Annotated in this window: 21 protein-coding genes, 1 pseudogene and 1 riboswitch; of the genes and pseudogenes, 12 read left to right on the plus strand and 10 right to left on the minus strand. The window is 69.5% G+C overall.

The window, feature by feature from the left end; translation table 11 throughout:
• Positions 1-150: 150 nt before the first annotated feature.
• From ACMATS_RS20445 to ACMATS_RS20475, 7 genes are all read left to right on the plus strand, one after another.
• Entirely contained in the window at positions 151-987 is an 837-nt protein-coding gene (locus ACMATS_RS20445; RefSeq protein ID WP_391150514.1) for a DUF6227 family protein, read from the plus strand.
• Between the two features lie 195 nt (positions 988-1182).
• Complete coding sequence (locus ACMATS_RS20450; protein ID WP_336410109.1) at positions 1183-1386, plus strand: cold-shock protein; 204 nt, start codon at positions 1183-1185, stop codon at positions 1384-1386.
• Positions 1387-1598: 212 nt separating this feature from the next.
• The gene (locus ACMATS_RS20455; RefSeq protein WP_414168653.1) at positions 1599-3095 is read left to right on the plus strand and encodes a DEAD/DEAH box helicase; all 1497 of its coding nucleotides are present in this window, start codon (positions 1599-1601) and stop codon (positions 3093-3095) included.
• Between the two features lie 100 nt (positions 3096-3195).
• A complete protein-coding gene (locus tag ACMATS_RS20460; protein WP_391150519.1) occupies positions 3196-4317 on the plus strand; it encodes a PP2C family protein-serine/threonine phosphatase in 1122 nt (373 codons plus the stop codon).
• 149 nt (positions 4318-4466) lie between these two features.
• Positions 4467-4637, plus strand: a riboswitch (cyclic di-AMP (ydaO/yuaA leader).
• A 12-nt stretch (positions 4638-4649) separates the two neighbouring features.
• Complete coding sequence (locus ACMATS_RS20465) at positions 4650-5741, plus strand: peptidoglycan DD-metalloendopeptidase family protein (RefSeq protein WP_414168654.1); 1092 nt, start codon at positions 4650-4652, stop codon at positions 5739-5741.
• A gap of 90 nt (positions 5742-5831) precedes the next feature.
• On the plus strand, positions 5832-7310 hold the full coding sequence (locus tag ACMATS_RS20470; protein ID WP_390781380.1) for an MFS transporter: 1479 nt from the start codon (positions 5832-5834) through the stop codon (positions 7308-7310).
• A gap of 53 nt (positions 7311-7363) precedes the next feature.
• On the plus strand, positions 7364-8308 hold the full coding sequence (locus tag ACMATS_RS20475; protein WP_414168655.1) for an aldo/keto reductase: 945 nt from the start codon (positions 7364-7366) through the stop codon (positions 8306-8308).
• Between the two features lie 7 nt (positions 8309-8315).
• On the opposite strand, the gene ACMATS_RS20480 is transcribed toward ACMATS_RS20475, so the two are convergent.
• Positions 8316-8615 (minus strand): hypothetical protein, encoded by a 300-nt coding sequence (locus tag ACMATS_RS20480; protein WP_414168656.1) that lies wholly within the window; start codon positions 8613-8615, stop codon positions 8316-8318.
• Between the two features lie 145 nt (positions 8616-8760).
• Between ACMATS_RS20480 and ACMATS_RS20485 the strand changes: the two genes are divergently transcribed.
• Positions 8761-9987: a serine hydrolase domain-containing protein gene (locus tag ACMATS_RS20485; protein WP_414168657.1), complete on the plus strand. Its 1227-nt coding sequence runs from the start codon at positions 8761-8763 to the stop codon at positions 9985-9987.
• Positions 9988-10101: 114 nt separating this feature from the next.
• Here the strand turns inward: ACMATS_RS20485 and ACMATS_RS20490 are convergent, their stop codons facing one another.
• Positions 10102-10311 carry a DUF397 domain-containing protein gene (locus ACMATS_RS20490; protein WP_414168658.1) on the minus strand — a complete coding sequence of 70 codons (210 nt, stop codon included), beginning with the start codon at positions 10309-10311 and terminating at the stop codon, positions 10102-10104.
• Positions 10311-11156 carry a helix-turn-helix domain-containing protein gene (locus tag ACMATS_RS20495; RefSeq protein ID WP_414168659.1) on the minus strand — a complete coding sequence of 282 codons (846 nt, stop codon included), beginning with the start codon at positions 11154-11156 and terminating at the stop codon, positions 10311-10313. Before ACMATS_RS20495 ends, ACMATS_RS20490 begins: the two co-directional genes overlap by 1 nt.
• 199 nt (positions 11157-11355) lie before the next feature.
• Between ACMATS_RS20495 and ACMATS_RS20500 the strand changes: the two genes are divergently transcribed.
• A complete protein-coding gene (locus ACMATS_RS20500) occupies positions 11356-12045 on the plus strand; it encodes an ATP-binding protein (RefSeq protein ID WP_414168660.1) in 690 nt (229 codons plus the stop codon).
• A gap of 7 nt (positions 12046-12052) precedes the next feature.
• Here ACMATS_RS20500 and ACMATS_RS20505 read toward each other — a convergent pair whose 3' ends face one another.
• Positions 12053-12808 carry an HNH endonuclease gene (locus tag ACMATS_RS20505; RefSeq protein WP_414168661.1) on the minus strand — a complete coding sequence of 252 codons (756 nt, stop codon included), beginning with the start codon at positions 12806-12808 and terminating at the stop codon, positions 12053-12055.
• A 158-nt stretch (positions 12809-12966) separates the two neighbouring features.
• On the opposite strand from ACMATS_RS20505, the gene ACMATS_RS20510 reads away from it, so the two are divergent.
• Together ACMATS_RS20510 and ACMATS_RS20515 are read left to right on the plus strand one after the other, a co-directional pair.
• Positions 12967-14100, plus strand: coding sequence for a DNA cytosine methyltransferase (locus tag ACMATS_RS20510; protein WP_414168662.1), 1134 nt, complete (start codon positions 12967-12969; stop codon positions 14098-14100).
• A 315-nt stretch (positions 14101-14415) separates the two neighbouring features.
• A pseudogene (locus tag ACMATS_RS20515) lies at positions 14416-14920 on the plus strand (transposase family protein); the annotation flags it as partial.
• Here ACMATS_RS20515 and ACMATS_RS20520 read toward each other — a convergent pair.
• From ACMATS_RS20520 to trmB, 4 genes are all read right to left on the minus strand, one after another.
• Complete coding sequence (locus ACMATS_RS20520) at positions 14921-16141, minus strand: NaeI family type II restriction endonuclease (RefSeq protein WP_414168663.1); 1221 nt, start codon at positions 16139-16141, stop codon at positions 14921-14923.
• 231 nt (positions 16142-16372) lie between these two features.
• Complete coding sequence (locus tag ACMATS_RS20525) at positions 16373-16849, minus strand: very short patch repair endonuclease (RefSeq protein ID WP_414168664.1); 477 nt, start codon at positions 16847-16849, stop codon at positions 16373-16375.
• 34 nt (positions 16850-16883) lie between these two features.
• On the minus strand, positions 16884-18242 hold the full coding sequence (locus ACMATS_RS20530; protein ID WP_414168665.1) for a PrsW family intramembrane metalloprotease: 1359 nt from the start codon (positions 18240-18242) through the stop codon (positions 16884-16886).
• A gap of 38 nt (positions 18243-18280) precedes the next feature.
• Entirely contained in the window at positions 18281-19099 is an 819-nt protein-coding gene (gene trmB, locus ACMATS_RS20535) for a tRNA (guanosine(46)-N7)-methyltransferase TrmB (protein ID WP_414168666.1), read from the minus strand.
• Positions 19100-19330: 231 nt separating this feature from the next.
• On the opposite strand from trmB, the gene ACMATS_RS20540 reads away from it, so the two are divergent.
• The gene (locus ACMATS_RS20540; protein WP_414168667.1) at positions 19331-20287 is read left to right on the plus strand and encodes a family 16 glycosylhydrolase; all 957 of its coding nucleotides are present in this window, start codon (positions 19331-19333) and stop codon (positions 20285-20287) included.
• A 90-nt stretch (positions 20288-20377) separates the two neighbouring features.
• Here ACMATS_RS20540 and lhgO read toward each other — a convergent pair whose 3' ends face one another.
• Positions 20378-21586, minus strand: a complete 1209-nt coding sequence (lhgO, locus tag ACMATS_RS20545) for an L-2-hydroxyglutarate oxidase (RefSeq protein ID WP_390781396.1) — start codon at positions 21584-21586, stop codon at positions 20378-20380.
• Positions 21587-21777: 191 nt separating this feature from the next.
• Positions 21778-23259, minus strand: coding sequence for an MFS transporter (locus ACMATS_RS20550; RefSeq protein ID WP_391150543.1), 1482 nt, complete (start codon positions 23257-23259; stop codon positions 21778-21780).
• Positions 23260-23386: the final 127 nt, after the last annotated feature.

Raw genomic sequence — 23386 nt, forward strand, 5'->3', positions numbered from 1 at the left:
ACCGCAGTTGAACGGCCCGGCGGGGCCCGTCCGACCGTCGCCGCGGCGCCAGTTGCAGAAAACCCGACCCCCGGGCCGTGTTCGCGCCGCTACGGTAAGTGCGCGGGGTGGGGTGAGGCAGGCCGGACGAAGGCCGGGAGGTCGAGAGGCATGGCGACGACACGAGCGGGCGGGGGCGAGGGGGAGCACCGGGACGAGGCCGTGTGCCCCGGCGGGGCGGAGGCGGGCGAGCGGACGCCCGCCCAGCAGGTCGCGGAGCTGCTGCGGCGGGCCCAGAACGGCTTCGAGATCGGCGAGCCGGTGCTGGAGCGGCTGCGCACCGCCCTGATGCACCAGGCCGAACTGCGCTCCTACCGCCAGCGCAACGACGAGCGCCGCCCGCTGCGTTGCAACACCTACCGGCACATCTTCCTGCTCGCGGACGGCAGCAGCCTGCTGCTGTACGAGCTGGAGCACGACACCGGGCCGCAGGAGCGCTTCCTCTACGAGCTGTACGCGCGCGAGGACGCACTGGACCGCGCCGAGTGCCGGGTGCACGAGCGCATCGGCGGCGGCATCGGCCCGGGCAGCGAGGACGAGGAGCTGCCGGCCTGGCTGGCGGAGGAGCTCCTGATGGCGATGGGCCCGACGCGGCCGCGCAAGGAGTACGTCTCCGAGGCCTCGCCCGACCACGCCCGGCGCCTGCTGCGCCGCGCGGAGAACGCGGACGGCCCCGGCGAGGTGGTGCGCGAGCTGCTCCAGGGGGCGCTCGGCCATCACATCGCGCTGATCACCAAGCCGCGGCGGCGCGGCGCGGGCCGCGACACCCCCTGGTGCCGCTTCTACGAGCACGCGTTCCTGCTGGAGGGCGGGGGCGAGGTCAGCCTGTGGGAGCTGGAGCACAACATGACCGCGGACGGGCACCTGGTGTGTGAGGTGTATCTCGACGAGGCCGAGGCGGAGGTGGCCGCGGACCGGCATGCCCGCGCGCAGGGCGTCGAGTTATAGGGGGAGCGAGGGGAGGCCCGGGGCGGCGTGGCCCGAAAGGGGGAGCCGCCGCCCTGCACGCCTGTGCTACGATCGGTCTAGTTGCAATTGTGGTACCCATGAACTCGTGTGCGCCTCGGTTCTGTAGCCGATGGCGCATTTTTGTTTCTGCCGGTCTATTCCGGTGTGGGGCCCACCCCATTAAAGGAGATAGACATGGCTACTGGCACCGTGAAGTGGTTCAACTCGGAAAAGGGCTTCGGCTTCATCGAGCAGGACGGCGGCGGCCCGGACGTCTTCGCCCACTACTCGAACATCGCCTCCTCCGGCTTCCGTGAGCTGCTCGAGGGCCAGAAGGTTTCCTTCGACGTCGCGCAGGGCCAGAAGGGCCTGCAGGCGGAGAACATCGTCACCATCTGACGACCTCGGCCGGTTCGCTCCGGCCCCGCGTGAGGCGACATCGCAGCACGCATGAAGCACAACGCAAAAGGGCCCGCACCACTGGGTGCGGGCCCTTTTGTCGCCCAGCACCAGCGCGCCCAGGCTCACGCGACGCACGATCGCCGCGATGCTGAGAGTCTCCGTTCCACTCCGTTTCGGGCGTGCCACCCCTCTTCAGGGAAGGTCCCCGAATGACTCGTTCCGCACGCCCGTCGTCGTCCCGTCCGTCGCGCGATTCCCGGCCCTCACGCGATTCCCGCCCGTCCCGCTCGTCCCGTCAGGGCAGTGGCAACGGTGATCAGCAGGGTGGCCGCCCGGCGCGCCGCAAGCCCGCCGCGCCGCTCCAGGGCGAGTTCGAGACCCCGGTCAGCACCACGCCGGCGCTGCCCGCCGTCGACTCCTTCGCCGCGCTCGACATGCCGAAGGCCCTGCTCAGCACGCTCACCCGGGAAGGCGTCACCGAGCCCTTCCCCATCCAGGCCGCGACCCTGCCCAACTCGCTGAGCGGCCGCGACGTCCTCGGCCGCGGCCGTACGGGCTCCGGCAAGACCCTCGCCTTCGGCCTGGCCCTGCTCGCCCGCACCGCCGGCCGCCGCGCCATGGCCGGGCGCCCGCTGGCGCTGGTCCTCGTCCCCACCCGCGAGCTGGCGCAGCAGGTCACCGACTCGCTCACCCCGTACGCGACCGCCGTCAACCTGCGGATGGCCACGGTCGTCGGCGGCATGTCGATCGGCCGCCAGGCCCAGACCCTCGCGCGCGGCGCGGAGGTGCTGGTCGCGACGCCGGGCCGACTCGCGGACCTCATCCAGCGCGGCGACTGCGCGCTCGGCGACGTGACGATCACGGTCCTGGACGAGGCCGACCAGATGGCCGACATGGGCTTCCTGCCCCAGGTCACCCGGCTGCTCGACCAGGTGGACCCGCAGGGCCAGCGGATGCTGTTCTCCGCGACCCTCGACCGCAACGTCGACCGCCTCGTGCGCCGCTTCCTGTCGGACCCGGTGACGCACTCCGTGGACGCGTCCGTCGGCGCGGTCGTCACCATGGACCACCACCTGCTGCACGTCGCGGACCTGGACGGCAAGCGGGACACGGTCACCCGGATCGCGGCGCGCGAGGGCCGCGTGATCATGTTCGTGGACACCAAGCGCGGCGCGGACCGCCTGGTGAAGCGGCTGCTGTCCCAGGGCGTCCGGGCCGCCGCTCTGCACGGCGGCAAGAGCCAGCCGCAGCGGAACCGGGTGCTGGAGCAGTTCCGTACGGACCAGGTGACGGCGCTCATCGCGACCAACGTCGCGGCGCGGGGCATCCACATCGACGGCCTGGACCTGGTCGTCAACATCGATCCGCCGGTCGACCACAAGGACTACCTCCACCGTGGCGGCCGGACCGCTCGCGCGGGCGAGTCGGGGACGGTGGTGACGCTCGTGCTGCCGGAGCAGCGGCGCGAGATGACCCGCATGATGTCGACGGCGAAGATCACGCCGAACGTGGCGCGCGTCCACGCGGAGGACCCGGAGCTGGCCCGCATCACGGGCGCACGCGAGCCGAGCGGCGTCCCGGTGACCATCGCCCCTCCGGCCCCGGCGCCGACGGCGGCGACGACGCCCACCACCACGTCGCGGCCCCGGCGCCGCCCCCGCCGCAACAACGGCGGCGGCCAGAACCGGCGCCGCCCGACGGCCTGAGGTTCGGGGTCAGGGGAGGGGTGACGGCACCCCTCCCCTGCTCACCCCTGCGGCGCACCCCGGCTCGCCAAGGCCCGCGCCCAGCAGAAGGCTGGGGCAGGTGACCCGAGGCACGCCACCGGCAACCCCGGCGACCGCCGTACGCGGCGGAACCCGCGGTCTGGCGGCCGTCTCGCCCGCCGTCCTCATCGTGGGCGGCCTCGTCTTCGACTACCTCACACCCCCCAACTACACCTCCGCCCCCTTCTTCGCCGCGGCCCCGCTCGTCGCGGCGGCTCTGCTCTCCCGCCGCCTCACCCTCGTCACGGCCGCCGTGGCGATCGCAGCCACCGTCGGCCTGGCCGCGGTCCGCACCACCATCGGCGTCGGCGAGCGCATCACCGAGGTCGTCACCGTCGTGACGGTCTGCGTCCTCGCCCTCGGCATCAACCACGTCGTCCGCCGCGGCGACCGCCGCCTCGCCTCCGCGCGCGGCATCGCGGAGGCGGCCCAGCGCGCCGTCCTCCCCACGCCCCCGGCCCGCATCGGCGGCCTGCGCGTCGCCGCGCGCTACGTGGCCGCGCACGCCGACGCCCGCATCGGCGGCGACCTCTACGCGGTGCAGGACACCCCGCACGGCGTCCGCCTGATCGTCGGCGACGTCCGCGGCAAGGGCCTCGGCGCGGTCGAGGCGGTCGCCGTCCTCATCGGCGCGTTCCGTGAGGCGGCGGAGCAGGAGCGCACGCTCGAAGGGCTCGCGGCGCGCCTGGAGCGCGCGTTGCAGAGGGAGGGCGCACGGCGCGCCAACCTCGACCAGAGCGAGGGTTTCACGACCGCCGTCCTGGCCGAAGTGCCGCCGGGCGCCCCGTTCCTCCGCCTGGTCAACCGCGGGCACCCGCCTCCGCTCCTGCTCCACTCCGCGGGCCGCATCACCGAGGCGCACCGCGGCCCGGCGGCGTTGCCCCTCGGTCTGGGGGAGGTCGGCGCCTGGCCGGACCACGTCCAGGAGTGGGAGTTCCCGCCGGGGACGACGCTCCTGCTCTTCACGGACGGGGTGACGGAGGCGCGCGACGCGGACGGCACCTTCTACGACGCCGAGCGCCGCCTGAGCGGCCGCCAGTTCCGCAGCCCGGACGCCCTGCTGGACGCCCTGGCCGAGGACGTCGCGTCCCACACGGGCGGTGAGACGGCCGACGACATGGCTCTGCTGGCGATCCGCCGCGGGCATCCGCACCGTGCGTAATCGATCTTGTTCTGAGCGGCACGCCCACCGCATGGCAAAACCTGTCCAAGAGCCCCGTGAATTCACGCTTTCGGCTTGGAAATCGGCCGCCGTGTCTATTAACGTTCGATAACGCAGCGCGGTCGTCAAACCGCCGCAAGAGGCGGCACCGTGCGCCTTCGCCGAATCCCGCACGTCTGGCTACACCTGCGCGACCAGCAACTTCAGGGAACCGGGGAACCACAACCCTTGGGGTGAATCGGACCGGCAGCAGCCGGCCCGTAGGGGACCTTCCTCCTCCGAACCCGGCAGCTAACCCGGTAGGCGAGCAGGAAGGAAAGGAGTGCGCCCCGGTGGCGTCCAACAGCCCGGTTCCGGACGGCAGTTCGCACCCTCCGTACGCTCCGCACGATCCCCATGACCCGTACGCTTCGTACGAACGTGCGTCCGCCGCCGGCCCCGGGGAATGGAACCCCGGCGAGGACTCGGCACCCGCCACGCGCGGCCGGCACCGGGTCGCGAAACAGCGCGGCGGCTCGATGGCTCGCAGCAGCGCCGTACTCGGCGTGGGTGTCATCGCCGCGGTCGGCGCGAGCGGTATGGCGACTGCCCAGGACCGTCCGGCGCCGCCGATATCCGTGCCGGACGTACCGGATCTGAAGGAACTGCCGGAGATGGCCGGAAAGCTGCTCGGAGTGGTCGAAGAGGAATCCCCGGCGCCTGCCGCGCCGCAGGAGGCGTCCGAATCCGCGAACGGCTCCGCCGCTCCCGCATTGGCGCAGAACGCCGCGGATGCCGGCGAAGCGCTGCGTGCTCGTATCCTCCAGCAGGCCGAGCACCAGCAGGACTCGGCCGAGGAGGCCGCCCGCCAGAGCGAGACGAAGGCCGCGGAGGACGCGCACCGCAAGGCCGCGGCCGAAGAGGCGGCGAAGGCGAAGGAAGCGGAATCGCAGGCGGGAGCCGAGAAGGCGCCGCAGTCGGAGGGCAAACCGGAGGGCAAAACCGCCCCCGAAGAGCCGAAGCCCTCGGCTCCCTCGCGCAGCGAACACGGTTCGTACGTCCTCCCCGTCGGCTCGTACACCCTCACCGCGGGATTCGGGCAGTCGGGGAACATGTGGTCCGCGAACCACACCGGCGAGGATTTCGCCGCCCCGACGGGCACGCCCGTCAAGGCGGTCGGCGGCGGCACGATCACCCAGGCGGGCTGGGCGGGCGCGTACGGCTACCGCATCGTGCTGACCCTCGACGACGGCACGGAGCTGTGGTTCTGCCACCTGTCGTCGATGGTGGTCACGTCCGGCAAGGTGGCGGCGGGCGACGTCATCGGACGGGTCGGGGCGACCGGCAACGTCACGGGCCCGCACCTGCACCTGGAGGTGCGGCCGGACGGCGGCGGGCCGGTGGATCCGCTGCCGTGGCTGCGGGACAAGGGCCTCCAGCCGTAGCCGGACCCCGCCCGGTTCGCACATTCGTACGCCCGCTCGTGCGCACATTTGCCCGAGAATGTTCTGCTTCAAATAGGGCACTCAGATGGTGTGACGACCGCGAGGACCATCTCCACGTCCGTGCCCGCGCGACTCGACCGACTGCCGTGGTCGCGCTGGCACTGGACGGTTGTCATCGGACTGGGAACGGTCTGGATCCTGGACGGCCTGGAGGTGACGGTCGTCGGGAACATCGCCGGCCGGCTCGCCGAGAAGGGCAGCGGCCTGCCGATCAGTTCCGGCGGGGTCACCGGCATGGCGGCCGCGCTCTATGTGGCGGGGGCGTGCTCGGGGGCACTCTTCTTCGGACGCCTGACCGATAAATTCGGGCGGAAGAAACTCTTCATGGTGACGCTCGCGGTCTATCTGGCCGCGACGGCGCTGACCGCGGCCTCGTTCAGCTCCTGGTGGTTCTTCACCTTCCGCTTCCTCACGGGCTTCGGCATCGGCGGCGAGTACGCGGCCATCAACTCCGCCATCGACGAACTGATCCCGGCCGTCTATCGCGGCCGCGTCGACCTCATCATCAACGGCAGCTTCTGGCTCGGCGCAATAGGCGGCTCGCTGCTGTCGATACTGATGCTCGACACGGCGATCTTCTCCCGTGGCGTGGGCTGGCGGCTGACCTTCGGGATGGGCGTCATCCTGGGGCTGGTCATCCTGCTCGTACGGCGGCAGGTGCCGGAGAGTCCACGCTGGCTGTTCATCCACGGCCGGGGGGAGGAGGCCGAGGAACTGGTCGACTCGATCGAGCAGCGCATCACCGCCGAGAAAGGCGCGCCGCTGCCGCCCGCCGCCGGCCGGATCACCATTCGCCAGCGCGAGAGCATCGGCTTCCGCGTCATCGCCCGCACCCTGTTCAAGGACTACACGAGGCGGGCGATTCTCGGGCTCGCGCTCTTCGTCGGCCAGGCCTTCCTCTACAACGCGATCACCTTCGGCTTCGGCGCGATTCTGACCAAGTTCTTCGGCGTCTCCACCTCGCACACCGGCTACTACTTCGCTGTCATAGCCGCGGGCAACTTCCTCGGCCCCCTGTTCCTGGGGAAGCTCTTCGACACGGTCGGCCGGCGCATCATGATCTCCTCGACCTATCTGCTGGCGGGCGTTCTCCTCTTCGCCACGGCATATCTCTTCAGCACCGGCAGCCTGAACGCGACCACGCTCACGGCCTGCTGGTCCGTGGTGCTGTTCTTCGCCTCTGCGGGCGCGAGCAGCGCTTATCTGACCGTTTCGGAGATCTTCCCGATGGAGACCCGGGCGATGGCGATCGCCTTCTTCTACGCGGTGGGCACGGCAGCGGGCGGCATCAGCGGCCCGCTGCTCTTCTCCCAGCTGACCAGCAGCGGTGTCATCGGCGACACGGTCCTGGCCTTCGACATCGGCGCCACGCTGATGTGCCTGGCCGGACTGACCGCCGCGCTGCTGGCGGTCCGGGCGGAGGGCCGCTCCCTGGAGGACATCGCGGCACCGCTCTCCTCGGTGGCGCCGGACCCTCTCCTGGCCCCGGCGCCGGCTCCGACGGAATAGCGGGGACGGCGAATCAGCGGAATAGCAGGCCGGTAAGGGCAGTTGATCAAGATATGGCTGACAACTTCCGGAAGATCGGCAATCTGTCCGTCCACCCGCTCGCGCTCGGGGGCAACGTCTTCGGATGGACGGCGGACGAAGCCCAGTCGTTCGCCGTCCTGGACGCGTACGTCGGCGCAGGCGGCAATTTCATCGACACCGCGGACGTGTACTCGGTCTGGGCGCCGGGCAACCAGGGCGGTGAATCCGAGACCATCATCGGCAACTGGCTGGCCGCGCGCGGCAATCGGGACGACGTCGTCATCGCGACCAAGGTCGGCGCCGGCATTCCCGAGCCGCGCGGCCTGTCCGCCGATGCCATCAAGTCGGGTGTGGAGGACTCCCTGCGCCGCCTGCGCACGGACCACATCGACCTGTACTACACGCACTACGACGACCTGTCGGTGCCGGTGGAGGAGTTCCTCACGGCCCTGGACGCCCTGGTGAAGGAGGGCAAGGTCCGCGAGATCGCGGCCTCCAACATCACCGCGGACCGCCTTGCCGAGGCCCTCAACTTCTCGGAGGCGAACGGCATCGCCAAGTACGTCGCCATCCAGCCGCACTACAACCTGGTGTCACGCGACACGTACGAGGGCGAACTGGCGGACGTGGCCGCCGCGCACGGCCTGGCCGCCGTCCCGTACTACGCCCTCGCCTCGGGCTTCCTGACCGGCAAGTACCGGGCGGGGGCGGACGTGGACAGCGCGCGGGCAGGCAAGGCGGCCGAACACCTGGAGACGGAGCGCGGCCCGCGCGTCCTGGCCGCGCTGGACGAGATTGCGGCTGCACACGGCGCCGAGATCGCGACGGTGGCGCTGGCGTGGCTGGCGGCGCAGCCGACGGTGGCCTCGCCGCTGGCGAGCGCGCGCACGGTGGAGCAGCTGCCGGCGCTGCTGGCTGTGGCGGACCTGCACCTGTCGGAGGCGGAGGTGGCGCGCTTGACGGAGGCGTCGGCGTAGGGCGCGGTCAGCGCTTGCGCTCGGTGGCCGCCCAGGAGGCGAAGGCAACGGTGGCGGCCACGCCGAGAACGGACGGCCAGGCGCCGACCTTCTTGGCGAGCGGGTGGGACCCGCCGAAGGCGGCGACGTAGAGGCCGGTGAGGGCGGCGGCCGTCGCGGCCCCGCCCCGGGCGTTCCACTCCCGGGCAGCAGCGGTCCCGGCGGCGGCGAGTACGGCGCCGCCGAGGGGCCGCTTCCCGGTCCACCGGGCGACGGCGTACCCGCCGACGAGCCCGGTGGCGGCGGTGAGGGACGGGGGAACGTTCATGCGCAACCTCCGTGCAGATCAGTACAGAGACGAGTGACCCCGTGACCCTGAGGCTAACCCTGAGTGGTGTGTCGGGGAGGCATCGGGGGAGGGTGGGGGCTGTTCCCGGATGGCCGGGCGGGCGCGCGCCGGAATCCTGATCGTCATGACTCCGACTTTCCTGTCCCGCCGGGCCCTGGTGGGCGCCACACTGACTGCCGCTCTGCTCGGGGGCGTTGCGGCCCCGGCCGCGATGGCGGCGACGCCGACGACTGCGTACTCCTCGACGACTTCCACGACTTCGGCGGTCCCGCCGCTGGACACCGCGGCCCTGCGCGCGGCGATCTCCGACCTGGACCACCCGCAGGCGACGGCCGCCCAGCTGCGGGTCGGCGGCAAGGCGGGGAGTTGGTACGGCACGGCGGGTGTGGCGAACCGAGAGACGGGCGCCCCGATACGCCAGGACGACACGTTCCGGGCGGGCAGCATCACGAAGATGTTCGTGGCGGCGGCGGTCCTGCAGCTGTCGGCGGAGGGCAAGGTGAACCTGGACAAGCCGATCCAGGACTACCTGCCGAACCTGTTGCCCAAGAGCTACGCCCCGATCAAGATCTCCCAACTCCTGGACCACACGAGCGGTTTGCCGAGCGAGGACATCCCGAAGTCCAAGCAGAAGAACACCCCGGAAGAGATCCTGGCCCACCGATACGATCAGTGGACCCCGAAGGAGATCGTGGCCACCCTGCCCGACGCCCCGATGAAGTTCACACCGGGTACGAAGCAGGAGTACCGGGGCATGAACTACGTCCTGTCGGCCATGCTGCTCGAAAAGGTCACGGGCAAGCCGTACGGCAAGGTGATCGGCGACCGCATCCTGCGCCCACTGGGCCTGCACCACACGTCTTTCCCGGGCAACGATCCGAAGCTCCACGGCCCGCACGTTCACGGCTACTTGGCGATGTCGGACGGCACGCTGAAGGACGCGACGGAGTACGACCAGTCGGAGGCGTGGGGCGAGGGCGAAGTCATCTCGACGACGGGCGACTTGAACCGCTTCATCACGGCCCTGTTCACGCCGGGCAAGGTGCTGCCGAAGGCGACGCTGAACAAGATGTTCGAGATGCCGGCACCTGAGGTGCGCATGGTGGACGGCACCCCGGCCCGCTACAGCAAGGGCCTCCAGACGGTCACGGTGAACGGCGTGACCCTCTGGGGCAAGACGGGGGAGCGGTACGGCTACAACTCGGCGGTGGTGGCGACGCGGGACCTGCAGCGCACGGCGGTGTACTCGTGGACGCCGACGCACCGGGACAACAGCCAGATGCAGATGGCGCTGCGGATAGCTAATGCGGTGACGAAGCCGACGGGGGCTTCGGGTTCGGCTGCGCGGTAGCGGCTGCGTGGCGCGGTGGCGGGCCCGGGACGGGGGTACGGGCCCACCATCTCGTTCGCTTCTGACACTGCGGAACGGGCGATCCGCAAACGGATCATCCAGGGCAGGCTTGGGTCAGCCAAGCCCGCCGGTGCGTATGCCAATCACGAAGTCGCTCCAAGCCGCCCGCGAGAAGGCGAGTACGGGACCGCACGGGTACTTGGAGTCACGGACGGCAGTGCACGGATCCACGTGGGCCGCTTCAACACATTCGGTGGTGCCTGCGCCGCTGTACGAGGACTTGAACCAAGCTTCCCTCGGTATCGCTGAGGGCACTTCCTGCATCACATCTCCCTAAGAACGCGCTCGATGAGGGCGGAGGTGGCCGCCATATCCAACGCTTGGGCGCGCAGGTAGTCGAACGCAAGTCTGTATCGCTCCAACTCTTCTTCCTTCTCCATGAAGAGCGAGCCGACGTGGATGTCCACGTACACAACGTCGAGCGACGGCTCCACCCCGCCGAGGATCACAAAGCTACCCATGGCTGCCGCATGAGCGCCCCGGGCGAAGGGCAGCACCTGCAAGGTGATGTCTGGGGACTCGTTGGCCTGCAGCAGGTGTTCCAGTTGTTCGCTCATCACCTCGCGCGAACCAACGACGCGCCGGATCACTGACTCATCGAGGATCGCCCACAGGTGGGGCGGGTCCGCGCGGTTGAGGATCTCCTGTCGCTTCATGCGGATGTCGACGAGCTGCTTGATCGCTCCAGGTGAGTGCCGCATCTCGGAGGCGTGTTGTACGGCCTCGGTGTAGCTACGTGTCTGTAGTAGCCCGGGGACGTAGAGGCAGGCGAAGTGGTCTTCGCGCACCGCCTCGTCCTCCAGGGTGAGTAGCAGATTCATGTCTTCTGGGATGGCATCCGCGAACGAGTTCCACCAGCCCTGCTGCTTCGCCTCCTTCGCCAACGCGACCACGGCTCCGCGCTCACCCTCGGACGCTCCGTACTCACGGCACAAGGCGTCAACGATTGGCCACTTCACGGGCCCTGCCTGTGTCTCGTACCGACTCACTGTTGCTTTCGAGACACCGACGAGCAGACCAGCTTCCTCCAGCGTCATGCCCTTCCGTGCCCGCAGCTTGCGCAACGTCGCGCCGAGTTGGCGGCGGCGGGTCGTGGTCCGTACTGGCATGACGTCTGCCTCCCTCTGGTGGCCAGGCTGCTGCCTTGGCAGGCCAACCAGGCTATGTGGCAGACAAGTTGGGCCACCTGAAGATTCACCCTTGCGAGTCTGTGAGAAGTTACATAGCGAGACTTCTCAACTGCCATACTCGGGTTCCAGCGATGCGTACGCAGTGCACTCGCGCGGACACGTCTTGCGCAGCGCTGCCATGGCGGAGGGGCTGATCCACATGAACGTGTGCCAGTACGGTGTGCCGTCCAAGGAGTGGGAACTCCCTTTTCTGGCTGTTCCCGAGCGAGTCGCCCGCCTCCGGCGGACCATCTGTGCGCCCCTGAAGCTCTGGGGCGTGCCGGACCTCGTGGAGGCGGTGCAGCTGTGTGTGACGGAGCTCGTCACCAACGTGATCACTCATGTCGGTGCAGGTACGCCGACATGGGTCACGATGACTGCGAACGAAGCGTGTCTCCGCATCGAGGTGAGTGACACGGATGCGGAGGCGATGCCTTCGCTCGCGTGCACCGCCTCAACGCAGGAAACCGGCCGCGGACTGGGCATCGTGGCCATAGTGGCTGACCGCTGGGGAGTGATTCCCCATGAGCACGGCAAGGTGGTGTGGTGTGAGCTCGGCACGGGGCTGCGTCGCCCTGGCGGCCAAGCCAACGACCCTCAGATCGTGTACACCGAGGCGCTTCTGACTCTTTACGGGCGAATCCCTGAGGCCCGGCGCGCAAACTGGGCGTTGGGGTGCGTTGCTCCAGACGAGGCCGCAACCGAGTTGATCGCTGATCTTCTCCACTGGTTCCACGCCTACAACATGGATGCGGATATTGCCTTCGGCCGTGCACAGAGCCTCTTCAAAGCGAGGATGGCTCAGCCTGCCCAGACAAGCGGGGACTAGTGATCAATCAGATGGCGTTAGTCGGCCGCGTGCCGGATTGCTGGATCTCCGCGCGGAGCATTGCGGGAGTGCGCCATGATTCGCCTAGACGGCTTCTGTGGCACATGCGATGGCAGTTGGAGCACAGGAAAGCAAGGTCCTCGAGTGTTGTTTCCTGCGGACCGGACACGTGGAGGGGCAGCACGTGGTGCACCTCGATGTAGCCTTCGCCGAGCTTCCCGTACGAGCGGCCGAAGTCGAAAGCACAGACTTCGCACTGCAAAGGTTGGCCGAGCCGCCTGGCCTGAGCGATCTTGAGTCGGCGAAGCTTGGGATCGCGCTCGCGGGCGAGAGTCCAGCGGGCGAGGAGCCTGCCCTCCAACGCGGTGGCGCCGTCCTCCGCCGCCTCTTCGGGGTGCTCGGGTATCCGAGACAACTCCTCGGAGGCGATTCCGCTCCGGATGGCGGCAGCTGCCCTGGAGAGCTCTACCGGGCGTTCGATGAAGGCAGCGATTACCGCTTTGTCCAGTCTGCCGCATCTGGTCGGCTTTCCAGGGTAGTCGGGATGGTTCGTGGCAAGGTCGGAGGTCTTCCTGCTGACGCTGCCCACGGACCGGAACTGGGGAAGCGCTCGGGCATGGTCGTCATGCAGCGGGAGGGAACGGAGCAGCGTGGAGAGTTCGGCAACCTCGCTGTCGGATTCCCGCAGCTCACGCCACCGATTGTTGACGACGAGCGTGCATGCCAGCAGCAGTTCATCCCAGGTCCAGGCGGGGCTCCTCATACGCCATATCGTATGAGCGTTCGGTGTGGCGTGTGGAGTGGTCAGATGAGGCTTCGCCGTGCCGCACACTGGATGAGGTCGAGATGTCAGTGGGGTCTGTCACCCTCTGTGAGTACGGACAGCAGAGAGTCCGCTCAGTACGTTCGGAAGGAGGGTGCATGAGCCCCGAGAAGGCGGCCTTCACCTCGGTAGAGATCTGCGCTGGGGCCGGCGGCCAAGCTCTTGGCCTGGAGCGAGCAGGGTTCGAGCACGAGCTGTTGATCGAAGTCGACCCCCACGCTTGCGAAACCCTTCGCCACAACCGTCCTGGCTGGAACGTGCTAGAGGGCGATCTCCGCCGCTACGTCGACAGCAAGAAGGCCCTGAAGCTCAAGGGGAAGATTGACCTGCTTGCAGGCGGGGTGCCGTGCCCGCCGTTCTCCTTGGCCGGTAAGCAGCTCGGGCGGGATGACGAGCGGGATCTCTTTCCCACCATGATCCGATTGGCTAGCCAACTGGATCCTCCCGCCATCATGATCGAGAACGTTCGCGGGCTGATGCAGTCCAAGTTCGACGATTACCGTCAAGAGATCATGGACGAGTTGGGTGCACTGGGCTACAAGTGCTCCTGGCAGGAGCTGCAGGCGAGTGACTTCGGTGTCTCGCAACTAAGGCCTCGCAGCATCCTTGTTGCGCTCAAGCCGGAGGTTTGGGATCACTTCGATTCTGAATCTTGGTACAAACCCCGAGAAGGACAGGCTCCCCCGCTATCTGTCGGAGAGCTGCTCGCGGATTCCATGAAGGCACGCGGCCTCACGGGTAAGAACTTCGACGATTGGTACGGCCAAGCGAAGAAGGACATCGCACCGACCTTGGTCGGCGGCTCTAAGAAGCACGGAGGAGCTGACCTTGGACCCAGCCGCGCAAAGAAGGCGTGGAAGGACCTCGGAGTGTGCGGGCTAGGCGTTGCTGACGAGCCAGGTGAGGACGGCACGACCAAGAACCCGAAGCGGGATTTGGGTCTTGGGACCAACAACGGTCCGATGCTCACAGTGCCGCAGGCTGCCATGATCCAAGGGTTCATCCCTGAAGGCGATGAGCAAGAGTGGGTTTTCAAGGGACGGAAGACAGCTGCCTACCGTCAGGTTGGTAATGCATTCCCGCCCCCTGTGGCCAAGGCTGTCGGCTTCCAGATCATTAAGGCTCTCAAAGCTCGCCGTGAGGAGATGGAGGCCCTTTCCGCAACTGCTGACGCTATCCCCGCGCAGCCTGCGGACAGTGACACGGATCTGGTTGGCGCTCGCCTCGGGTGATTCTCTCTTTCGGTGCCTGAGGGTGATTCGTCCGGCAGCCTCCAAGCGGGCGTCTTTCTCGATCATGAGTATTCAGGGTCGGTCATGACAGTAACAACCGCTTATGAGCACTGCCGCGTTCGCCGGGCGGAAGGCGATGCCTACCGCCCGGCGAAGGCCTGGCATGGGATTTGTTGCAAGCCTCGTAGTGCAGCCCTTGGGACAGGGTGAGGCGAAAATCGCTCCAGCTTGGCCGCTATTGCCGCCCTAGACAATGCTTAGTCTTGCGACGTCTTTTAGTTTTGGGTGGCAGTGGGGCTTCCACGCCGGGCACGCCCCAGCCTCCATGCCGCGCTGTGTGAACTGCCGCCCGGGAGTTCCGTCGTCCTCGACGGCACCCTGATCGCGACCGGCCGCGTGGCCACCGACGAGCCGTACTACTCGATGAAGCACCGGCGGCACGGCATGAACGTGCAGGCCGTGGCTGCCCCGGACGGCACACCGCTGTGGTTCTCGCGGGCCTTGCCCGGCCGCACCCATGACCTGACCGTCGCCCGCGCACGGCGTGATCCAGGCGTGCCTGTCGAGGCAGTTCCCCGTCCTCGCGGACCGGGACCGCCGCGGAGCCAATGCCACCGTGCGCACCTCGTACTACGGCCGTGACCTGCCCGGGAAATACACCCAGTTCAACCGGGACCATGCCCGCCTGCGCGCACCAGGCGAACGGGCCTTCGCCTGCCTTAAGTGGCGGCGCATCTTCCGCAAGGCCCGCTGCAGCACTAACTGGATCGGGCTGACCGGTGCCGCCGTTCACGCCGCCGAGATCGCCTGGCGCTCAGGATTACGAGGTGATATCGAACCCGGAGCAGTGGGGTCCATCGATCTTGCGGCCATCAGGAAGGTCGGGCGCTGGAACGGGTTCGGGATGCAACAGCTCCTTCCCACGAGCGCGCGCCCAGAACTGGCCGTCCAGTGAGAACTTCGGTCGCGCATCGTCAGATGAAACAGGAACGAGGCGGGTGGAGATCCACTCACCCTTAATCGGTACCGGCAATCCGAGCGTACGGGCGACGTCTGGGTGTGATCCTTGGTGACCCAGCACGACGATGCCTTCAGGGCGCAGATGCTTCCGTGCGTCGCGGGCTCGCTTCGGCGAGTCGTCCTGCTGGCCGACGGTCAACACGGTCTGTCGGCCAACGATCCGGTCCTGCACCTCGCGGAATAGCTGGTTCAGCCGCTGCTGGCCCGACGAGGCTCGGCGCGGCAGCGATGCAGTGAGAATCCGCTCGCGTGCTTCGGCATCCAGGTGGAGCAGCAGGTTCGTCGGCAGATCTGTCTGGAGCCCACCCCAGAGCCAGTACACCTCAGACTTGGCACCGTCGGAGAGCTTGCGCTTGTTGTCTCGGTTGTATGCACGGACGCGGTTGCCGTTTGCATCCAGCTCCTTCTTCCAGCGCAGGCGCTCATCGGTGATCCGGACTATGCCCGCGGCCCACTGGCTCGTGTCGTCGTTCATCCAGGTCACGACTGCAGCATGGTTGGCACGACCACCCCGCTCGCCATGGTCAGCGCACAGATACATCTCCATCGGGATCTCCCAGCCGCCGAGATCCTTGGAAAACTTGCAGTCGATGTCGAGGCCAGCGATGGACCAGTCGAGGTCTGTGCCGTTGTCGATGGCGAACTCCTTGGTGAGGTTCACCTCGACGGCCGTGCCGAGATACGTCTTCTCGGTCTTCGTCAGGTGCTGGTACGCCCAGCGCCCCGTCCGCTGACCATCGAGCAACTCATCGAGGGAGTCCCGGAGCACCCATCGGAAGCGCTCTCGCGCCTCCGGCTGGTTGTCGAACCACTCCACGAACGGGGCAAGGTCATCGGGGACGTGCTGCGTAAGACCGGACTGGATCCGCCACTCGCGCGGCATCTTGCCCATGGCCTCGCGCGGGGGGGCCCAGGTGTGGAACGTGTTGCGGCGCGAGTGCATCGCCGCCAACGCTCGCGACCCCTGCATGCCAGCCTGAGCAGCATCCTGCGGGAACGGCAAACCCTCTTGTATCGTCATGCGCTGAAGTCTGGCAGCAGGTACTCAGCCGTGTTCGACGAGCCCGACCGCGGCGGGCGCGGTCGTCAATCGGCGGGAGACGCATGCCGTACGCGCCGACCGGCAGGTAGCAGATCGATGAATTCCCACTCCGCATCCGTCAGTTGCTCCCGCGCCATGGAAGACGGCCTACCAGAACGCGTCACGCAGCACGGGAAAGCCCCACAGATCGATCACAACCCGATACGCGCCCTAGTCCCGTCCAGTATCCGGTGAACCGAGCTCAGCTCGTCGGGTTCGCACAGTGTCGACGATCTTGAGGCAGCAAGCGTCTGACGCCTCGTGCTCCCAGAAGCGGAGCACCAGCCAGCCCGCAGCGATGAGCCGTTCGTCCGTGTCCCGGTCGCGCGCCACGTTGCGGGTTACCTTCTCTGACCAGTAGCCCGAGTTGGTCCGGGGCGCCACGTAGTGCTCCGGACAGCCGTGCCAGTAACAGCCGTCGATGAAAACGGCGACCTTGGCCGGGCGGAAGACGAGGTCCGCGGTGCGGCGCAGATCCGGCAGCGGCCTCGCCGCGACGCGATAGCGGAGGCCCTGCGCGTGCACCAGGCGCCGGATCAGCTGCTCCGGCTTCGTATCCCGGCTGCGGATTGCCTGCATGTTGCGGCGGCGGGCAGCTGATGAGGCCCAAGATCCTTCAGGGGCCGTCCACTCGGTCTCGTCAGGCACGGTTCCGAGGGTAGTGCCGTCCAGAGGGGTGCGTTCACCCTGAACGCGGCGGCCACCCCGCCCCATACGCCCCCGGCCACCCCCAAGGCGCCGCCCCCGCCCCGTAAGCCCCGGGCGGCACCGGGCCCGGGCCCGCAGCCGCCGGAACCCCCACCCCCGCCGCCACCGCCAGCGCCGGCTGGGCCACATCCCTCCGCACCCACAAGTGGTGCAGCAGTTCCTGCTCCCGCGCCCCGAAATCCTCTGTCCCCAGCCCCCGGTATGCCCGCTGCCGCAGGAACGCCAGCGACGTCGCGAAGGATATGTACTCCGCCACGACGCGCGCCGCCGGGGCGCCGCCCTGGCGGCGGGCCGTGTCTCGGGCTATGCCCCGGGCGCGCATTGACGACAACGCCAGTGGTTCCGGCCACGTCAGCCAGCCTGCTGCCTGGTACGCCGGGAGGTACGTGCGGATCGTGCGGAGTTCGTTCTGGCGGGACCAGATCGTCAGCCACGTCAGGACGCCGAAGACCGGCACCATGAACAGCGCGTAGACCGCCAGGAAACCCAGGCCGGGCAGGCTCGCCGAGCCGTTCCAGATGCCGTGCAGGGTCATGGCGGTCAGGAGGCCCAGCACGGGGACCGTCGCCCGCAACACCCGTCTGCGTGGCGGGAGGGCTGCCGCTATGCCGAAGCCCACGCCCGTCATTGACGTGAACAGGGGGTGCGCGAACGGCGACATCAGCACGCGGACGAAGAACGTCGCCGCCGTCGTCGACGGCAACCCCTCGTGGCCGAAGCTCTGGTCCGAGGCGAAGGCGTTGCCCAGGTAGAGGATGTTCTCGGTGAAGGCGAAGCCCGTCGCCGTGATGCCGGCGAAGACCACGCCGTCCAGGAGGCCGTTGAAGTCCCGGCGGCGGAAGGTGAAGAGGAGAAGGACCGCGGCCGCCTTCGCGCTCTCCTCCACCACCGGGGCCACGAACGTGGCACCCCAGCCCGCGGCCCGCGCGCGGTCGGCGACGTCGATGGTGTTCATGAGCCACTTCGTCGCGAAGCCGTTCGCGAGGATCGCGACGAGGGTGGCCGCGCAGGAGCCCCACGCGAAGGCGAAGGCGAGGTTGCGCCAGGGTTTGGGCTCGACGCTGTCCATCCAGCGGAAGGCCGCTATCAGGAGCGGCACGGGCAGGACGGCCAGGCCGAGGCCGACGAGGAAGCCCTCCGTGCCGGTCTGTTCGCGCACCAGGGCCAGGATGATCAGGCCGCAGAGCGCGAGCAGCAGGATCAGCCCGCCCGCGCGGACCGCCTTGTTGTCCCAGAGGGTGTCCCACAGGGCCCGGCGGGGCCGGTAGTGCCGGACACCGCCCGGCGGGGGCTGGGGCGGCTGCTGCGGGTACGGGGGCAGGGACTCATGCACCCATTGACCCTAACGAAGAGGGTTCCCCCTCAGACGCCTTACGCCGTCTTGCGGCGGAACAGCAGGTCGCGGACCACGTGGCCCTTGTCCAGGCCCTGGCCCTCGAAGCGGGTCAGCGGGCGGAACTCCGGGCGCGGGGCGAAGCCGCCGTCGGCCTGGGTGTTCTCGAACTCGGGCGCCGCCGTCAGGACCTCCAGCATCTGCTCGGCGTACGGCTCCCAGTCCGTCGCGCAGTGCAGCAGCGCACCCGGCGCGAGGCGGGTCGCGGCCAGGGTCAGGAACTCCGGCTGGATCAGGCGGCGCTTGTGGTGGCGCTTCTTGGGCCAGGGGTCCGGGAAGTAGACGCGGAGGCCGGCGAGGGAGTCGGGGGCGAGCATCTCGCGGAGCAGGATGATCGCGTCGCCGTTCGCCACGCGGACGTTGGTGAGGCCGTTGCGCTCGGCGAGGTTCAGCAGATTGCCCTGGCCGGGGGTGTGGACGTCGCAGGCCAGGATGCCGGTGCCGGGGTCGGCCGCCGCCATCTGCGCCGTGGCCTCGCCCATGCCGAAGCCGATCTCCAGGACGACGGGCAGGGCCGGGTCGCCGAAGAGCTCGCCGAGGTCCAGGCGGCTGAGGCCGTCGATGTCGAGGCCCCACGTGGGCCACAGCCGGCGCAGTGCCTCGCCCTGGCCGGGCGTGACCCGGCTGCGGCGCGGCTGGAACGAGCGGATGCGGCGCTCGTGGTGCGAACCCGCCGGGTCCGCTGCCGGGCCGTCGGGGAACATCGGCTCCGAACGGTCCCTGCGGGGCCGGTCTGCGGGGGCGGGCGCCTGGGCCGGGACGGCGGCGGCCTGGGTGGGGGTGAGGTTCTCGGACACAGTGCTGTCAGTCTACGGGCGCGGTGCGTGGGGCGTCCCGGGCCATTGGGCCCGGATCGGACCACGGAATCCGGCGACGGAATCCGGCTGCGGACAGCCGCACGGGGCACTCCGGGCCGGGCTCGCCGTGTCGGCACCCAAAGTGCGATATGTCAGCTTTTACGATCCTTCTCGCTCGGCCCGTCAGGGCGCCCGCACCCGCACGAGACGGACATCCGCATGAGATCGCGCATGAGAACGTGCACGACATCGCGTACGAGACGGCGCGCGAAACGGCGTACGAGCCCGCGCCTCCTGCCCGCCGCCGCCCGGCTCTCGGCGCTGACGCTCCTCGTCACCGCCGGACTGCTCTCCGGCTGCCACCTCGGGCAGCCCGCCGACGGCTCCCGCGACGACGCCGCCGCCCCGCGCGAGCGCGGCGACTGGAAGCTCGTCTGGGCGGACGAGTTCCGCGGGCCCTCCTACCGCGGGCCCGACCCCGCCAAATGGAACTTCGACCGCGGCGCCGAACCGCAGTGGGGCAACCACGAGTGGCAGTACTACACCGACCGGCACGAGAACGTGGCCCTGGACGGCGACGGCCACCTCGTGATCTCCGCCCGCCGGGAACGGCTGCCGTGGATGCACTGCACGGTCGGGCCCTGCGACATCACCTCCGGGCGGATCACGACCAAGGGGAAGTTCTCCCAGGCCTACGGGCGCTTCGAGGCGCGGATCAAGGTCCCGAAGGGGAAGGGGATGTGGCCCGCCTTCTGGATGCTCGGGGCCAACGTCGACCGCGTCGCCTGGCCCGGGAACGGCGAGATCGACGTGATGGAGGTGCTCGGGCACCAGCCGTGCACCGTGCACGGGGCCGTGCACGGCCCCGGATACGTGGCGAAGGGGCTTGAGCAGCACATGAGCCTGCGCGGGGGCAGCCTGTCCGACGACTTCCACACGTACCGGGTGGACTGGAGCCCGGGGAGGGTGACGTGGCTGCTCGACGGGAAGACGTACGGCACGGCCCGGTCGGGGCAGCTGCGGCGGGGGCAGCGGTGGGTGTTCGACCACCCGCACTATCTGCTGCTCAACCTGGCGGTCGGCGGGGACTGGCCCGGTGCGCCGGACGGGGGAACTCCGTTCCCCAACCAGATGGTGGTCGACTATGTGCGGGTCTACGCGCCTGCGCGTCCGAACGCTGCGCGGTAGCCGCGGGCCGTCCGTGGTTGCTCGCGCTCACGCGGCGGAGCCGCATATGGACACTGCCCCGCGCCCCTTCGGGGCGCGATACCGGCACCTCTAAAGCAGTCCCAGCACCCTCCGTGCCACCTCGCGGCCGATCGGCAGCGAGGCCGTCGCCGCCGGCGACGGGGCGTTCAGCACGTGCACCATCCGCGGCGACTCCGTGAACAGGAAGTCGTCCACCAGCGTCCCGTCCCGCAGCACCGCCTGGGCCCGGACTCCGGACGGGGCCGGTATCAGGTCGTCCTCCGCCACCTCCGGGAGGAGGCGCCGCACGGCCTCCGTGAACGCGCGCTTCGACAGGGAGCGCTGCACCTCGCCCGCGCCGTACCGCCAGTGGCGCTTCGCTATCCGCCACGTGCCGGGGTAGGCGAGCGTCCCCGCCAGCTCCGACGGGCGCACCACATGCCAGGCGTAGCCTTCGCGGGCGAGGGCGGGGACCGCGTTCGGACCCACGTGCACGTGGCCCTCGATGCCGCGGGTGAGGTGGACGCCCAGGAACGGGAAGGCCGGGTCCGGCACCGGGTAGACCAGGCCGCGGACCAGGTCCGTGCGCTCCGGGCGCAGCTCGAAGTACTCGCCGCGGAACGGGACGATCCGCGCCCCCGGATCGTCGCCCGCCATCCGGGCCACCGCATCGCTGTGCAGCCCCGCGCAGTTGACCAGGGCCCGCGCGCGCAGCACCTCGCCCCGCGCCGTGCGCACCGCGACCGCCGAGCCGCGCCGGCCGATCACGCGGACCTCCGCGCCGTACCGCACGGAGGCCCCTGCCTCCTCCGCGAGCGCGGCCAGCCGCTCCGCCACCGCGCCGTAGTCGCATATGCCCGTCGTGCCCACGTGGATGGCGCCGAGGCCCTGCACCTGCGGCTCGTAGTCCGCTATCTGGGCGGGGCCCAGCTCGCGGACGGGGATGCCGTTCGCCCGGCCGCGCTGGACCAGGGCGTGCAGGCGGGGCAGCTCCGCGTGCTCCGTGGCGACGATCAGCTTGCCCGTGACCTCGTGCGGCAGGCCGTGCTCGGCGCAGAACTTCACCATCTCCGCCGCGCCCTCCACCGCGAACCTCGCCTTGAGCGAGCCGGGGCGGTAGTAGATCCCGCTGTGGATCACTCCGCTGTTGCGGCCCGTCTGGTGGCGGGCCGGCCCGCTCTCCTTCTCCAGCACGACGACGCGCGTGCCCGGCACTGCGCGCGTGAGCGCATATGCCGTCGACAGGCCCACGATCCCGCCCCCGACGACCAGCACGTCGCAGTCGTACGCCGCCGCCATCACGCCACCTCCCCGCGACCGTCCCGCGTCTGAACCGGTGTCCGTCCCCGCGCCCACGGTTCCCATGATGACGTGTGCCGCTGACAATGGGCCGAAACCCGGTCACCGATCTTGCTGACGCACAGCCATGACCTGGGGTTCCCGCTCCGGCCTTTGTTCAATCACCCGCCGGGCGCCCGTGGGCCGTCCCGTCATGCCGGTGCGACCAGCAGCGGCCGTGCCCGCTCACGCAGTTCGACCACCCGCGGCTCGTGGCCGTACGGCTCCAGGCGGTGCAGCAGGTCGCGCACGTACTCGGTCGTGCGCGCCGACGAGATCCGCCCGGCGACCTCCACGGCCCGGGCCCCCGCGGCGCAGGCCGCGTCCAGGTTGCCCGACTCCAGCTCGGCCACGGCGGACACCACCAGCCGCAGGCCGTGCGAGCGCACGTACTCCTCCGTGGGGCGGGCCAGCGCCTGTTCGGTGAAGCGCTGCACCTGGCGGGGCATGCGCAGGTCGCGGTAGCACTCGGCGGCGTCGGCGGCGAACCGCTCCTGGGTGTAGAAGTCGAGCCAGGACGGGTCCGCATCGCCCGGGCGGGACCGCTCCAGCCAGCCCTCGGCGGCCTTGAGCGCCGCCCCGCAGGCGGCCGCGTCCCCCGCCTTCGCGTGGGCGCGGGCCTCGACCAGCCGGAAGAAGCTCATCGCCCGGGCCGTGGCCAGGCCGCGGTTGCGTTCGAGGGCGGCCTGCGCGAGGTCCACGCCCTCGTCCGCGTAGCCGCGGTAGGTGGCCTGCAGGCTCATCGACGCCAGCACGTAGCCGCCGAGCGGGACGTCGGCCGCCGCCCGGGCCAGGCGCAGCGCCTGGATGTAGTAGCGCTGTGCGGCCTCCTGTTGGCCGGTGTCGAAGGCCATCCACCCGGCGAGCCGGGTGAGTTCGGCGGTGGCGCCGAACAGGGCGCGTCCCACGTCGTCGCTGTACGAGCCGAGCAGCAGGGGCGCCGCGTCCACCCGCAGGCACTCCGGCACCATCGACGAACGCCAGTCGCCGCCGCCGTACTTGGAGTCCCAGCGGCGCGCCTCGTCCGCCGCCTCGCGCAGTTTCGTCACGTCGCTGTGGCCGACACGCTGCACTAAACCGCAGTCCGGGCCGGATGCCCCGGCACCGGACGCACTGCCGTCGGCGCTGCCCGTCTCGCCCTCCCTGACCACCTGGAGGGGTTCGCGGGCGACGGAGCTGTCGGCAGGGGTTATCAGCCAGCGCGAGGCAGGCGTGGAATACGCGCTGACGGAGAAGGAACCGGCCAGGCTCTGCCAAATACCCCCGCCCGCACGGCGACCGGCGAGATCCAGCCGGTAGAGCTCGGTCGCACTGCGCACCGCCTGGCCGACATCGCGCGGAAAGGAGAGCCCCACCTCCGGCGCGGGATCGGCGTCGGCGAGGCCGATTTCGTGCAGCGGAACGGGGCGGCCGAGCTTGCCCGCTATCGCCGCGGCGATCAGATGGGGGGCGGCGCCCTGCGGGACCATGCCCTTGGACACCCAGCGGGCGACGGAGGTCTTGTCGTAGCGAAGGGTCAAACCCCGCTGCGCGCCAAGGTCGTTGACCCGTCGGGCCAGGCCGGCGTTGCTGATCCCTGCGAGGGCGAGAACGGTGCCCAGCTTCTCGTTCGGTCCGCGCGGCTCCCTGGACATGCGCACCCCTCGACGACACGGTGCCTGCCCCGGCATAGGCACGGGGCATTCGTAAACCCAGCGTAGTTCCCCGCATCCCGACCGTTAAGAGGTGTTGTCCCGGATGGCGAGATTCAGGCCCGTATGT

Origin of the sequence: Streptoverticillium reticulum (genome assembly GCF_047456005.1) — a bacterium.
Classification (GTDB): Bacteria; Actinomycetota; Actinomycetes; order Streptomycetales; family Streptomycetaceae; genus Streptomyces; species Streptomyces reticulum.